Origin of the sequence: Vibrio sp. (genome assembly GCF_038138445.1) — a bacterium.
GTDB lineage: Bacteria > Pseudomonadota > Gammaproteobacteria > Enterobacterales > Vibrionaceae > Vibrio.
Genome location: NZ_JAYQDQ010000002.1, coordinates 61,728 through 76,840 on the forward strand (window position 1 = coordinate 61,728; position 15,113 = coordinate 76,840).

The 15,113-nt window shown below is 42.2% G+C and carries 12 protein-coding genes; 7 read left to right on the forward strand and 5 right to left on the reverse strand.

Annotated features, from left to right (window positions below):
• Positions 1–187 precede the first annotated feature (187 nt).
• Complete coding sequence (gene hemL / locus AAFM34_RS01095) at positions 188–1,480, reverse strand: glutamate-1-semialdehyde 2,1-aminomutase (protein WP_341659087.1); 1,293 nt, start codon at positions 1,478–1,480, stop codon at positions 188–190.
• A 255-nt stretch (positions 1,481–1,735) separates the two neighbouring features.
• Between hemL and erpA the strand changes: the two genes are divergently transcribed.
• The 3 genes from erpA to AAFM34_RS01110 all read left to right on the forward strand — a co-directional run bounded on the left by erpA (position 1,736) and on the right by AAFM34_RS01110 (position 6,536).
• Complete coding sequence (gene erpA / locus AAFM34_RS01100) at positions 1,736–2,077, forward strand: iron-sulfur cluster insertion protein ErpA (protein WP_371833241.1); 342 nt, start codon at positions 1,736–1,738, stop codon at positions 2,075–2,077.
• A 235-nt stretch (positions 2,078–2,312) separates the two neighbouring features.
• Positions 2,313–3,395 (forward strand): efflux RND transporter periplasmic adaptor subunit, encoded by a 1,083-nt coding sequence (locus tag AAFM34_RS01105; RefSeq protein ID WP_341659089.1) that lies wholly within the window; start codon positions 2,313–2,315, stop codon positions 3,393–3,395.
• A gap of 9 nt (positions 3,396–3,404) precedes the next feature.
• A complete protein-coding gene (locus AAFM34_RS01110) occupies positions 3,405–6,536 on the forward strand; it encodes an efflux RND transporter permease subunit (protein WP_341659091.1) in 3,132 nt (1,043 codons plus the stop codon).
• Between the two features lie 21 nt (positions 6,537–6,557).
• Here AAFM34_RS01110 and AAFM34_RS01115 read toward each other — a convergent pair whose 3' ends face one another.
• Entirely contained in the window at positions 6,558–7,844 is a 1,287-nt protein-coding gene (locus AAFM34_RS01115; protein ID WP_341659093.1) for a peptidoglycan DD-metalloendopeptidase family protein, read from the reverse strand.
• Positions 7,845–7,973: 129 nt separating this feature from the next.
• Between AAFM34_RS01115 and tyrS the strand changes: the two genes are divergently transcribed.
• Both tyrS and AAFM34_RS01125 read left to right on the forward strand, forming a co-directional pair.
• A complete protein-coding gene (tyrS, locus tag AAFM34_RS01120; RefSeq protein WP_341659095.1) occupies positions 7,974–9,161 on the forward strand; it encodes a tyrosine--tRNA ligase in 1,188 nt (395 codons plus the stop codon).
• 371 nt (positions 9,162–9,532) lie between these two features.
• Positions 9,533–10,378, forward strand: coding sequence for a magnesium transporter (locus AAFM34_RS01125; protein WP_341659097.1), 846 nt, complete (start codon positions 9,533–9,535; stop codon positions 10,376–10,378).
• Here the strand turns inward: AAFM34_RS01125 and dacB are convergent.
• Entirely contained in the window at positions 10,357–11,790 is a 1,434-nt protein-coding gene (gene dacB, locus AAFM34_RS01130) for a serine-type D-Ala-D-Ala carboxypeptidase (protein WP_341659099.1), read from the reverse strand. The two genes, AAFM34_RS01125 and dacB, sit on opposite strands and share 22 nt — an antisense overlap.
• Positions 11,791–11,892: 102 nt before the next feature.
• Positions 11,893–12,942: a porin gene (locus AAFM34_RS01135; protein ID WP_341659101.1), complete on the reverse strand. Its 1,050-nt coding sequence runs from the start codon at positions 12,940–12,942 to the stop codon at positions 11,893–11,895.
• 519 nt (positions 12,943–13,461) lie between these two features.
• Here AAFM34_RS01135 and greA point away from each other — a divergent pair.
• Positions 13,462–13,935: a transcription elongation factor GreA gene (greA, locus tag AAFM34_RS01140; protein WP_341659102.1), complete on the forward strand. Its 474-nt coding sequence runs from the start codon at positions 13,462–13,464 to the stop codon at positions 13,933–13,935.
• A gap of 113 nt (positions 13,936–14,048) precedes the next feature.
• On the opposite strand, the gene yhbY is transcribed toward greA, so the two are convergent.
• On the reverse strand, positions 14,049–14,345 hold the full coding sequence (gene yhbY, locus AAFM34_RS01145) for a ribosome assembly RNA-binding protein YhbY (RefSeq protein WP_341659104.1): 297 nt from the start codon (positions 14,343–14,345) through the stop codon (positions 14,049–14,051).
• Between the two features lie 113 nt (positions 14,346–14,458).
• On the opposite strand from yhbY, the gene rlmE reads away from it, so the two are divergent.
• A complete protein-coding gene (gene rlmE, locus AAFM34_RS01150; RefSeq protein WP_341659106.1) occupies positions 14,459–15,088 on the forward strand; it encodes a 23S rRNA (uridine(2552)-2'-O)-methyltransferase RlmE in 630 nt (209 codons plus the stop codon).
• Positions 15,089–15,113 lie beyond the last annotated feature (25 nt).

Sequence of the window (15,113 nt, forward strand, 5' to 3'; positions counted from 1 at the left end):
TAGAGGGGAGTTTAATGGGGTGTTGTAATGAGGAAAAATCTTGCTGTAATAATGTTCAAGCCAAGCGAAAAATACCTTGGTTTTGGTTAATGGTTAGCTTGCTGAGTGTACTGGTTATTCTCTATTGGAACTAATATCAATTAGGAACCACCTAAAACTTTGGTGATCCCTAATTGGTGGAAGGTTATCAGACTTGGTTCGCTAAAAGGGCAAAACAGCGGTCGGCAGCTTCTAGTGTTGCGTCAATTTCTTTGCTTCCATGAGCTAGCGAAGTAAAGCTGGCTTCAAATGCTGAAGGAGCAAGGTAGACACCGTGCTCAAGCATTAAATGGAAGAAGCGTTTAAATCGCTCGATGTCACATTTAGCAACGTCTTCATAGCATGTGACTTGTGTTTGCTCTGTGAAGAAAAAGCCAAACATTCCGCCCACTTGATTGACTACAAGAGGAATTCCATGCTGTTCTGCCAGTGACTTAAAGCCCATGGCGAGCTGTTGTGTTCTAGTTGCTAAAGTTTGCTCGTTACCGTCTTCTTTGAGTAGATTCAGGCATGCATACCCGGCGGCCATTGCAATTGGATTTCCTGATAGAGTGCCAGCCTGATAAACAGGGCCTGTTGGTGCGATATGCTGCATTATTTCTTTTTTACCACCAAAGGCACCCACAGGCATGCCGCCACCAATGACTTTTCCTAATGTTGTTATATCAGGGGTTATCTTGTAGTAACCCTGAGCTCCGCCTAAAGCAACCCGAAAGCCTGTCATAACTTCATCAAAGATAAGTAGAGCACCTTCTTGATCACAGATTTCACGCAGTCCCTCATGGAACCCTTTAACAGGTGGAATACAGTTCATGTTTCCAGCCACTGGCTCGACAATAATACAGGCTATATCGCCTTTGTTTGCTGCAAAAAGCTCACGTACAGAATCTAAATCGTTGAAGGTTGCAGTTAGGGTATGCTTAGCGAAATCTGCGGGTACACCTGGTGAACTTGGCTGACCAAGAGTAAGCGCGCCAGATCCTGCTTTTACTAGTAAGCTATCAGCGTGGCCATGGTAACAGCCTTCAAACTTAACAATTTTATCTCGTCCGGTGTAACCACGGGCTAGGCGAATTGCACTCATCGTTGCTTCAGTGCCTGAGCTTACCATACGAACTTGTTCCATAGATGGAACTAACTCGGATACTAGCTCTGCCATTTTTATTTCCATTTCCGTTGGAGCACCAAAGCTAAGGCCTCTTTGAGCAGCGTCAATCACAGCTTCACGCACGACGGCATGATTATGCCCAAGGATCATAGGTCCCCAAGAACCTACGTAATCGATATACGCTTTTCCATCAGCATCAAAAATTAACGGACCGTCAGCTCGCTCGACAAAAATAGGTGCTCCACCTACACCATTAAAAGCACGCACAGGAGAATTAACCCCTCCGGGAATCGTTTGTTGGGCTTTCTCGTAAAGCTCTGCTGATTTGGTCATGGATATACCCTCATTTTGATTACTTCGGACCAATTTAGGCGCACATTGTACATGGTCACCTTTATACATGAAACATTTTGCAGTCTGATGTGTGTGTTTTTTCGGCATTAAGGCAGTGACTTAACGAAAAAAAATCGACATGGATGGTGAATACTTGAACGGATAACTCAGGTATTAGATAATAGGGAGATTAGAATATGAATGATGTATCCGATACTGAGCAGGCTATTGGATCGAAATGTGAGAGAGGTCATCGTGAGTGAAGTCAATATTCCACTAACTTTTTCAGATGCTGCCGCCAAACGGGTGGGAGTGTTAATTGCTGAAGAAGAAAACCCAAATCTCAAGCTGCGTGTCTATATTACCGGTGGTGGTTGTAGTGGCTTTCAATACGGCTTTACATTCGATGAGAATGTAAACGAGGGTGACACGACGATAGTGAATAGTGGTGTCACTTTAGTTGTTGACCCCATGAGTTTACAATACTTAGTTGGCGGTGAAGTTGATTATACAGAAGGGCTTGAAGGCTCACGCTTTTTTGTGAGTAACCCCAATGCAACAACGACGTGTGGTTGCGGCGCTTCGTTTAGCGTGTGAAAACTTAACAAGCCGCGCATTGTCGCGGCTGTTATTAATCTGCATTCCCGCTCATTCACCTTTTAAACCTTAGATACCCGCCTTATTTAATTTTAGAATGTCACAAACTCTCACTGCCTAAAGTTAATAACTGAGACCTTGACTAAATTACTGGTTACGCGTGTTTTATTTTTGATTGGTTCATTTATATCCTGAGTTGATAAAACTTGATGTGTATACTCGGCAAAGGATTGTTATGAGCAGACTGTCATTCTTCCAACTTCTTTCTACAAGACCCTATATTTTGTCACTGGCTATTATTTTTGCTCTATCGGTTTGGTTGGGGCTAGGGACTCTTATTGCTGAAGAAAATACTATGCCGAATACTGTAAGTGATATGCCTAAAGCAAAGGTTAGCTTTCAGACATACACGGCTCAAAAAATTCAAAAGTCGATAGATTTATATGGAAGAACTGCACCTGATAAGCAAGCCAAATTGGGCGCGGAAATAGCGGGTAAGATTGTAGAACTGGCGGTGAGTAAAGGAGATGCTGTCAATAAAGGGCAAGTGATTGCCCACATCGATAAAGGTGATTTGGACATTCAGGTAGAACGAGCCAGTGCATTACTTATCGTCAGGGAAAAGGAGTACAAGGCAGTTCAATCATTAAAAAACAAAGGATTACAAGGAGAAGTTGCTTTTAGTAAGGCTCAAGCAGATCTAATCGAAGCAAAAGCAGGTCTGCGTAATGCAAAAATTGCACTCGCAAATACAGCGGTTAAAGCGCCATTTAGCGGCGTTATTGAGCGCTTATACATAGAGCTTGGTGATTTTGTTGGTGTTGGCGATCCAGTTGCGACCTTAATTGACCTTCGCCAAATAGTCATAGAAGCCGATGTGAGTGAGCGACATATTCAAGATCTGACGCTCCAGCAACCCGCCTGGATAACCTTTATTGATGGCCACAAAATTGAAGGTAAAGTCAGCTATATTTCCAGAGTTTCATCCCCTGAGACTAATACTTTTCCAATCGAAATTCTTTTGCCCAATCCTCAACAAAAAATCCCTGCCGGAGTGAGTGCTGAAGTTGAATTAAATCTTCGCGAGCAGTTGGCGATTAAAGTGACACCAGCAATGCTTGCACTGGATGAATCTGGCAATCTAGGGGTAAAAGCTTTGAATCGTGATCAGGTTAATTTTATCCCGATTAAACTAGTCAAAGCTGAACAAGACGGTGTTTGGCTTACGGGGTTGGGGGAGCAAGTAAGTATCATTACTACTGGCCAAGGTTTTGTGCGGCATGGCGATACGGTTATTGCTGTTGAGCAAAACAAGTGAGGATAAGTTATGTATGCCTTAATTGATGCTGCACTATCTAGAGTCAGAACAATGCTAGTTTTACTGGCTTTTATTTTGGTTGCTGGGGTGTCGACTTATTTTACTGTGCCTAAAGAATCTAGCCCAGATATCACAATCCCTATCATTTATGTTTCGGTTGGCCACCAAGGTATTTCTCCAACTGATTCAGAGCGACTGCTCGTTCGGCCAATTGAGCAGGAACTTCGCTCCATAGAAGGGGTGAAAGAAATGACGTCTACAGCCTCTGAAGGGCACGCTTCAGTGATGCTTGAATTTAGTGTTGGGATTGATTTGAATAAAGCCATGGCTGATGTTCGTGAAGCTGTCGATTTAGCCAAGCCGAGACTACCTGAAGATAGTGATGAACCGACAGTAAATGAAGTCACTTTTGCGTCTCAAGAGCCAGCACTGACGGTTGTGCTTTATGGTGGGGTCCCAGAGAGAACCGTAGTAAAAATTGCTCGCCAGTTGAGGGACAAGCTCGAAAGTTTTCGTCAAGTTCTTGAAGTAGATATCGCTGGAGACAGAGAGGATATCGTTGAAATCATCGTTGATCCGTTATTGATGGAAAGTTATGGCCTCGATCAAGCCGATATCTATAATTTGATCGCTTTAAATAATCGTGTCGTCGCGGCAGGCTTTGTTGATACAGGCTATGGTCGATTCTCGGTCAAAGTGCCTTCGGTATTCGATTCGATCAAAGATGTATTAGAGTTGCCAGTTAAAGTTGATGGCAAGCAGGTGATTACGTTTGGAGATGTTGCAAAGGTTAGGCGGGCTTTTCGAGACCCTGAAAGTTATGCGCGTTTAGATGGACAATCAGCAATCGTTCTGGATGTAAAGAAACGTGCGGGTGAAAACATCATTGAAACCGTCGCTCTCATCAAGCAAGTACTTATGGAAGCGCAGAAGTATCAAGAGTGGCCAAATAACCTGCAGGTCAAATATACTTGGGATCAGTCTAAAGATGTCAAAATGATGCTTAATGATCTGCAGAATAATATTTTGTCTGCCATTATTCTTGTCGTCGTTGTGATCATAGCAATTCTTGGCGTCCGCACTGCATTTCTTGTCGGTGTATCAATTCCTGGTTCTTTTTTAACTGGTTTGCTGGTTCTGGCTGTGTTCGGTTTAACAATTAATATTGTTGTATTGTTCTCATTGATCATGGCGGTCGGCATGCTTGTTGATGGTGCAATTGTAGTGACTGAATATGCAGATAGGAGAATGCAAGAAGGACTAGGCCGAAGAGAAGCATATCGAGAAGCGGCCAAACGTATGGCATGGCCTATTACTGCTTCAACTTCGACTACTTTGGCAGCTTTTGCACCATTACTTTTCTGGCCTAATATCACAGGCGAATTTATGCAGTATCTTCCCCTTACTTTGATTGCTACCTTGTCGGCATCATTGGCGATGGCGCTCTTGTTTGTGCCTGTTATGGGGAGTTTATTTGGTAAACCTCAACAGGCCACGGAGCGTCAAGGTGAAATAATGCTTGCGCTTGATCATGGGGACTTTTCCAAAGCCAAAGGGTTAACCAAACACTATTACCAAATTTTAAATGTTGCACTTAACTACCCACTTAGAATTCTAATCAGCGCTATTTTACTAGCAATTCTTGTTGGCTGGGCGTATGCAAAATCAGGCCTAGGCGCAGAGTTTTTTCCAGAGGTGGATCCGCCGTTTTTTACTGTCAAAGTGCGCTCTCATGGTGACTTATCACTGGATGAAAAAGATGTGATCATGCGAGATATTGAATCAGTGATGCTTGGCCATCAAGAGTTTGAAAGTGTGTATACCAAAACAGGAGGGGATGACGAGCTAGGTCAGATTCAAATTACTCCTGTTGATTGGCAATATAGACGCAAAATAAAAACAATTATCGAAGAGTTGAAACGCTCAACAGACCAATATGCTGGTGTTGAGATTGAATACAAATTTCCTGATGCAGGTCCACCAGTAGAGCATGATTTAGTTATTGAACTTTCTTCTCGAATACACGATCAACTTGATGTTGGAGCCAACTTAGTTCGTCATTGGGCTGATGGATATCCAGGCTTTACTAATATCAGTGATACTTCGAGTAAAGGGGGAATTGATTGGCAGATAGACATACGCCGAGATGATGCATCTCGTTTTCTTGCCGATGCGACTTTGGTCGGAAATACTGTCCAGTTTGTAACGAATGGACTTAAATTAGGTGACTACTTACCAGATGATGCGACTGAGGAAGTCGATATCCTTGTCCGCTACCCAGAAGAGAAGAGAGATATTGGTCGTTTTGATCAGTTGAGAGTTAAGACAGCAGCGGGCATGGTACCAATTACTAACTTTGCCAATATCATTCCTAGTCCAAAGCAAGATACAATTCGCCGCATTGATGGCAGCCGAGTGATTAACGTTTTCGCAGATATGAAAGAGGGGTATAACCTCACACTTGAACTGCCAAAGATTGAGCATGCATTAGCCCAGTTGTCACTGCCCGATGGCGTCGAGTTTAAAATACGTGGTCAGAATGAAGAGCAGGAGAACTCGTCAGCATTTCTACAGAAAGCTTTTATGATAGCTTTGGTTGCAATGGCACTTATTCTGTTAACTCAGTTCAACAGTTTTTATCAAGCATTTTTAATTCTCAGTGCGGTATTGTTCTCAACGGTTGGTGTATTGGTTGGTCTGTTAATTTTCCAAAAGCCTTTTGGTGTCATTATGTCTGGGATAGGTGTTATTGCGCTGGCTGGTATTGTCGTTAATAACAACATTGTTTTGATTGATACTTACAATCAGCTAATTCAACGTGGTGTTGAAAAGCGTGATGCTATTTTACGCACTGGTGTGCAACGTTTGAGGCCTGTTTTGTTGACCACGGTAACTACTATTCTTGGTCTACTGCCTATGGTCTTGGAAATGAATATTGATCTGATTAATCAAAAAATAGAGTTTGGTGCTCCTAGTACTCAGTGGTGGTCACAGCTTGCGACAGCAGTGGCTGGGGGACTAGCATTTGCAACATTACTAACATTGATTCTTACTCCCTGCCTTTTGATGTTGAGCCGAGAAAGCAAAATAAACACTTATGTTCAAGAGAGTGCTCTAACTTCCCCGAAGTTAGACGATTAACTTCGAGGAAGAGAAGTTAGTCTATTGAGTGGCGAGCAACTGACCATAGCGGTTGAGTTTATCTAATCTCAGCTTAGCATTAGCGATAAAAGTCGTTTTATCTTTTCCTCTGAGGGATTTAGCTTGTGGTAATTTTACGGTTCTCGGGTTTTTGTGAACACCATGTACCAAAAATTCATAATGAAGGTGTGGGCCCGTTACTCGGCCTGTACCTCCAAGTGTCCCTATTGTTTGGCCTTGCTTAACTCTTTGTCCTGTTTTTACTTTACGTTTAGTTAGGTGAAGATATTTGGTAACGTAAGTATTGCTATGTCTGATGAAAACGTAGTTGCCGTTAAATTTGTTGTAGCTGGATTTTTGTACAACGCCATCTCCAGCGGCCCAGATAGGAGTGCCCACTGGTGCCACATAATCTGTTCCTCTATGTGCTTTAACTCTGCCAGTTACAGGGTGAAGTCGGCGAGGATTAAAATTTGAAGAAACGCGACGAAAATCTACCGGTGAGCGCAAAAATGCTTTTCGCATTGCTCGACCATTTTCATCATAGTAGTTGCCATCTTTATCGTTCAAAATAGCTTTAAAGGTATCCCCTTGATTGGTAAAAATGGCGGCAATGATTTTGCCTTGGCCAACAACTTCACCCTCAACAATTTTGTCTTGGTAGAGAATTTCAAAATGGTCGCCTTTTCGAATATCGAGCGCAAAGTCTATATCCCAGCCAAATATACCTGCTAATTCCATAATTTGGTTGGCAGTTAGCCCAGCACCAACTCCCGCGTTCCAGAAGTTTGAGGCAATGTCAGCTTCAGCATAATTATATTGATAGTGAACTTCTTTTTTCTCTAGCTTGGAGGTAAATCCTGTTGTGGAGCGTGTGATCAAAAAAGTTTCATAGGCACTGATTTTACGAGAGATTTGTACAAGTTGGCTGTCGACGTCAAAGCCAAATAAGAAGGTATCCCCAGGGCGTATGCGAGTCAGCTGCCTTTTTATGTCTTTATTGGTTGTTGTGAGCTCATGTAGCAGCCGAGCAGATAATCCAGCTCTTTGGAAAAGGAGAGCCATGGTATCACCAGAACCTACGGTGTGTTTTTCCCAGCGTAATGCTGCACTTTTATTGTCTGAGTCAAAAACCGTTAATGATCGATTATCTATATCAATTGGATAGTATTCTCCGAGCTGATAGAGCTTTTTCTCAGAGCTTAAATCTCGGGGTGAAGGGAGCAGTAGCGCAATGATAATTAATGCACCAAATAAAACAATAAACGCTCTGTGTATAGCTGGGAGCTGGTTGAAAATAGACAGCATCTTAGTGTTCGTTCTAAAAAATCAGTAAATATAGTTACCTGTTTAGTCTAACTGGTTTCAAAAATCCTCGCTATTCAAGTAATATGGTAAATTACTAAATTTTTGCCAAATCTGTGGGAGTGAACAAGAATGGCGAGTATTGAAGCTGCACTGGCCGAGATTAAGCGCGGTGTTGAAGAGCTGATTCCTGAAGAAGAGCTGATAGCAAAGCTAAAAGAGAAGCGTCCTCTACGTATCAAGTTAGGCGCTGATCCTACGGCTCCGGATATTCACCTTGGTCATACGGTTATTTTCAATAAGCTGCGTTTGTTCCAAGAGCTAGGTCATGATGTTACGTTCCTTATTGGAGACTTCACGGCCATGGTAGGTGACCCTACAGGTAAGAACACCACACGACCACCTTTGAGTCGTGAAGATGTTGTTCGTAATGCTGAGACGTACAAGGAGCAAGTGTTTAAAATCCTTGATCCAGCTAAAACTAAGGTGCAGTTCAACTCTGAATGGTTATCTGAGCTTGGTGCTGAAGGTATGATTCGTTTGGCTGCTAATCAGACTGTTGCACGAATGCTGGAGCGTGATGATTTCAAAAAACGCTATGCAGGTGGTCAACCTATTGCTATCCACGAGTTTATGTATCCTCTTCTTCAAGGATGGGATTCGGTTGCAATGGAAACGGATGTTGAACTAGGGGGAACCGATCAGAAGTTTAACTTGCTGATGGGGCGTGAACTGCAAAAAGCAAATGGGCAAAAACCACAGGTTGTGTTGATGATGCCGCTTCTTGTCGGCCTTGATGGTGAGAAGAAAATGTCTAAATCTGCCAATAACTATATTGGTATTAGTGAATCACCGAGCGAGATGTTCGGTAAGATCATGTCTATATCGGATGACTTGATGTGGAGCTACTATGATTTACTGTCTTTCCGTCCGCTGGAGCAAATCGCTCAGTTCAAGGCAAGTATTGCTCAAGGTGAGAACCCTCGTAATATAAAAGTGTTACTTGCCAAAGAAATCATTGCGCGTTTCCACAGCGAAGCGGAAGCGGATGCTGCCGAGCAAGAATTTGTTAATCGATTTGCTAAAAATCAAATTCCAGATGAAATGCCAGAATTTACATTTGATGCGGGGCTGCCTGTAAGTAATTTGTTAAAAGAAGCTGGTTTATGTGCCTCTACTTCTGAAGCTATGCGAATGGTTAAACAAGGCGCAGCAAAAATAGACAGTGAAAAAGTCTCAGACGCTAAGCACACTCCTCTTGCTGGAACCTACGTTTTTCAGGTCGGTAAGCGTAAGTTTGCTCGAATCAAGATAAGCTAATCAATGTAATTAAAAAAGCGTCTTAATGGCGCTTTTTTAATAAGCTTTGTTAGCACTGGGGTATTTACGCAGAATTAACTGTAGTAAATCGTATTTTTTGTTATCATCCGATCGCCGTCAGTTTTGATGGTTTATTTGGAGACTTTTATGAACAACATCGACCATCCCCCTAGTATGGAGGGAGAAAAATAAACCTGCATCGGTGTTGACTATTTGCGTCTCTGCCATGTGGTAGAGAACCTCTTTTCCCAAGTACTTCTCAAATTTTTCTCCTTCCTTTCTAGAGTTTAAGTTCCTACTAGCTAATGATATGTAGTGTCATAGCTTGGTGGCTTGATGGTCGTTACCTATTGCCAGTCGGGAGATTCGCCATGAAGGTAATGAACAACATATATATTAAAAACAACGCTTATTTTTCTGAGCAGGAAATTGGTGCGGCTCGTAATGCTTTTTTGCAGTACGAACAAGATCAGCAAGTGGATCTGCTATCTGTTATGCCTATTGAAGAAGCTATAGCCATTTTGCGCTACTGCTCGCTTGGTTATGTACAGCAATTAATTGCCCTGCTAGAGAACAAAGGTGAAGATAAATTGGCACGCCATTATGCTCACCGGTTGGGCTTTATTCATTCCGAGGCAGAAACCACGGGCAGTTATTTGAGAACCTCAGTACTGGGGCATGTGAAACAGCGTATTGGTTGGATTATATCCTTAGCCTTACTTGGTATCGTGTCAGGGCTCATTATTGCTCAATATGAAGACACTTTGAGTCAGCTCGTTTTATTAGCGGTTTATATGCCTGTGATTGCGGCGGCAGGAGGTAATACCGGAACTCAGGCTGCGACCTTAGTAATAAGAGCATTAGCAACAGGGGAGCTTAGAAAGCGCCAATGGCTTGCGGTTTTTTGGAAAGAGAGTCGTGTTGCTGTTTGCTTGGCGATTGCGATTGCTACAGTGATTGTTGCTCGTGTGATGCTATTTAGTGGCCATGCTTCGACAGGAGGCTTTCCGCTCAGTGGTATTGCTACTGCAATAGCCATCGCATTGTTTATTCAAGTGATTTTATCGACGGTTTTGGGGGGGCTGCTACCCATATTAGCGAGAATGTGCAAACTGGACCCAGCCGTTCTTGTCAGCCCAGTATTAGCATCGATTGTTGATATCTCAGGTATGTGGATTTTCTTTAATGTTGTTAATCATTTTTTAGGTCTTACCTGACTAAACTTGACGACATCTTTATAGAAAGCCTCTTCAAATTGGGTAATTGGAGCGACGGTTGGAGGACTGTCGCTTTTCTTCTTTTCAGGAAAGTAGTCGGAGACAAACTGTACAAACAATGTAGAAGGTTTGCCTGAATTGTCTAAGCCAAAACCTGCCATGTTATGACTGCCATATAAGGAGCCACTTTTGGCTATGATTTGCCCTTTTACCGGGTCTTTGCGCATGCTACGTCTATATTTTAGCGTTCCAGACTCTCCAGAACTTGGCATTAATTCGATCATGTTGAGACTTTCATCGTTTAGCCATATATGACGTAGAATTTGAGCCATGGTTTTGCTCGAAAAGCGGTTGTTGCGTGAGAGTCCAGATCCATCAGCCATAGGTACATCGCGTAAATCTATTCCTGTGTGTGCAAAAATGATTTGCTTGATGGCTTTGGTTCCATTATTGAAACTACCCGGTTGAATATAGAATTTAGCACCTAAGGTTTTGGTGAGGTTATCGGCAATCAAATTGTCTGACTCGACGATCATAGTCCCTAAAAAGTGCGAAAGTGGCAATGAGTAGTGAGTTGCAAGTAGAGAGATTGTCTTAGAGCTCTCTTTAGGTACTCCTATCTTTATTGAGCCAGAAAAGGAGATGTTCATTTGACTTAGCAAGTTGTTTAGCATCCGCTGCGCATATAGCCCAGGATCCTGGACTGCAAACTTAAGTGGTAAAGGTTTGTTACGTTTTATCAAGCAGCCTTGTAGCTGGTAATGATTGTTAGGAGATGTGAGTAGTTCGAGATTACACTGAGTGCTTTCTTGATGATCTTTTGAAACACTTAATGCCTGTGTTGTGACATAAACTGGGAAATGCTCAGGCACATAGACTCTAGTTCGTCCATCATCCTGACTGTATATTGATGCTTGGACACAATTTCCATCGAGTGTAATTGCCGTTGCTGGAGCGCTATAGCAAACACCTAGGATATCCCATGGCCAGCCCACAGCGCGATCATAGCCAGTAAATGCACTATCATCCAGCCAGATATTGCCTTCAATATTCGTTAGTCCATTTCTTTTTGCAACGAGCAATAGCTGTTTTAAATCTTCGGTGGTTAAGGTGGGGTCTCCAGAAAAGCGGATAGTGAGATCTTTACCTATTTTTTCAAGTCTTGTTTCGTAGCGAAAATCATCACCAAGCTCCAACTTGGCCGCTAATGCAGTTACTAGTTTTAGAGTGCTGGCTGGTGGAAAGTAGACATCTGTATTTTGTGTATCAAGGATGGTTTTTTGTTGGTTGAGAGACTCAATGAGAAGACTAGCTTGTGTCCCTTTTGGAAGTTGTTCGGTAGTGCTATTAGCGAGAGTAGACGAAGAGATACAACAAATAAATAAAGCCAACAACAAGTTAGAGGTTTGCATAGAATTACGTCACATGACTTAGAAGATGAAAAACCAGTATAACCAGTAAAAAATACGCCCGCTAGAAGCGGGCGTGATTAGACTGTAATATTTAGTCGTAAATTAGAAGTCGTAACGTAGGCCAAGTGCTACTTCGTCTTCTGCATCTGCTTTAGTGATACCTTGTGTTGCATCTTCATCAAGTAGGTTGAAGTTGTATGAGATGTAACCGCGGAAGTTAGGCTTGAAGTAGTATGTTGCATCGACTGCTACGTTGTCAGCTTCGTCTTTTTTCGTACCAGACTTATCGCTTTCTAGGTAGTTGTATGTAGTCGTAAAGACAGTTTTGCCTACAGTATAAGCAGCAGCAAATTCATAGCCAGTCAGATCTGTGGTATCGCTTTCACCAACAATTTGATCTTCGCCATCAACGAAAGTACCCGCGAAATAAAGGTCATTGATAGTGTAAGATGCCGCTAGCATATACTGAGTGCGATCGAGCAGCTTTCCTGTCGGCTTATTGTCGCTGTCCACTTCTACCTCATTACCATCAGCATAGCCAGCACCTAGCTTAAGACCTGTCTCGCCGATTGCATAAGTTGCAGATAGTGAGTAGCCATCAGCATCATTATCAGTGTAGCCATTATTTCCGTCTGCTGAGCTATCAGCAAAACGGTAGCTGCCTTTTAGGCCTAGGTTATTGAATTGACCTTTGTATGAGACCATGTTGTCTGAGCGATCTGCGATAGCAATTTTGTATGCAGCAGAGTTACCGTGATAAGCCATGATATCGGTAAAGTCAGTGATTACGCCAAGTGCACCATCGTTTTTACCATAAGTCACTTCACCAAATGCACCACCAATACCACCGTATAGGTAACGGTTGGTAAGATCTGAGTCTCCACTGTCGGTAGATTGACCATTTTCGTTAGTGGTAAATTCGCCTTCGTAGAAACCAATGCCGTATAGGCCATCTGTAATTTTTGCTTTACCTAGGAAATTCAAACGTACACGAGAGTTATCTTCCGCTTTACCATCTTTTAGAGCTAGACGAGCTTCTGCACGGCCACCTAGTTCGATAGAGTTACCGTCTTGGTTGTATATTTCTGCTGCATTTGCACCAGTAGTAACAGCGGCAGCCGAAACGGCTAGAGCGATCAGAGTTTTGTTCATCTTATTGGTCCTAATTTACTGTCCATACATATTTTTTGAAAGAGTTGACCCTTTCCGTTTTCTTCCGTTCTATGGTTCTGACTGCATAGGTTGGTAAGCAAGCTTAAGCACGCAACTAGAGCCATAGAGGTCTTGCTGGCTTTTGTTTTAACGCCAAAGTTCCACTCTGAGTTAGTAAAAAGATATAAATATGAATTTTGTACGCCGTTTTATTTTTGGTAAAAAATACTCAAGTTCATGTTTTTTAATGGTAAAAATAGTTTTTCAATATGGTTTTTACTTATGAGGTTGTTTAGTTTTTTTTATGCTTGAAGGGTGCATCTAAAGAGCTTTAAACTGCGGATTTAGTTCACAAAATTATTTTATTTATAAGGCTAGGAATCCTAGAGATGAATTCAGGTGATTTAGTCGTGAACTTTGTTTACACTAGAGGAAAAATAGCCAAGTAATTCTCTACCCAGTCTATCCGATTGGGTGGTTTCGTTTTGTCCAAAGATAGCTTTGGCAATGAGGTAAAACATGGAAAAAGTCCCAATGACAGTCCGCGGTGAACAAATGCTGCGTAAAGAATTAGACCGCTTACTCAAGCTTCGCCCTCAAATATCTGAAGCTATTGCAGAAGCACGCGAACTCGGTGATCTTAAGGAAAACGCAGAATATCATGCTGCTCGTGAAGAACAGGGTATCTGTGAAGCTCAGATTAGAGATATCGAGTATAAGTTATCTGTTGCTCAGGTGATTGATGTGTCGAAAATAGATAACACAGGAAAGGTTATCTTTGGTTCGACTGTAACTGTCATCGATTGCGATACCGAGGATGAAAAAACTTATCAGATTGTTGGTGATGATGAGGCTGATATCAAAGCGGGTCGTATCTCTGTAAGCTCCCCCATTGCTCGAGGCCTGATCGGTAAAATGGAAGGCGACGAAGTAGTGATATCCACTCCTGGCGGTGATCGTGACTTTGAAATTGATAGTGTAGAATATCGATAGTTTTTCGGTCGCTTATACTCACTGTGTTCTTTTGAATTTATTCGATATTCAGTAGATATGAAAAAGGTCGCTTAATGCGACCTTTTTGATGTTTTGCATAATATTATGCGTCATTATTTGCGTGGTAATTCAATTTTACGCTCTTCGCTTTGTTTGTAGAGCACAAGAGTTTTACCTATCACCTGTACATTTTCAGCACCTGTTTCACGCACAATAGCTTCAACAATCAGGTTTTTCGTTTCACGATCTTCGCTGGCTATCTTAACTTTTATCAGTTCATGATGATTAAGAGCGATCTCGATTTCCGCCAGAACAGCTTCAGTAAGTCCATTTGCGCCCATAAGCACAACGGGTTTTAAACCATGTGCTAGGCCTTTAAGGTGCTGCTTTTGTTTTGTGCTTAAGTTCATTACGCGGCCAATTTTCTTTACTATAAGGGTTGAAAAATACCATTTTAACGCCATCTATCCCTGAAGACTATAATTTATTGGCTATTGTGGCCCTTTGTTTAATTAGGATTTGGATGAGCAAACAAAAACATTCAGCCAGTTCAGGACGTTGGCTGAAAGAGCATTTTGACGACAAATTCGCCAATGAAGCTCGCAAGAAGGGCTATCGTTCTCGTGCTTACTTTAAGATCGAAGAAATCCAAAATAAGGATAAGCTTCTCAAACCGGGAATGGTCGTCGTTGATTTAGGGGCTGCTCCCGGTGGATGGTCTCAATATGCTGCTAAGCTAGTAGGTGATGAGGGGAAAATTATCGCGTGTGATTTGCTTCCCATGGACCCAATTGCAGGGGTGAGTTTCCTTCAAGGGGACTTTCGAGAAGACACTGTATTGGAAGCTTTGTTAGATAAAATTCAACCATCTATGGTGAATGTTGTTATGTCTGATATGGCTCCTAACATTGCGGGTAATAACTCTGTTGATCAGCCCAGAGCCATGTATTTAGTTGAATTGGCTTTAGATATGTGTCGACAAGTTCTAGCCCCAAATGGTAGTTTTGTTGTGAAAGTATTTCAGGGCGAAGGTTTCGATCAATACGTTAAAGATGTTCGCGAGATGTTTAAAGTCGTGAAAATCCGCAAACCTGATTCTTCTAGGGCTCGTTCCCGAGAAGTGTTTATTGTAGCCACTGGTTACAAAGGTTAACTATTTGCTTTATAAAGCACAGGTT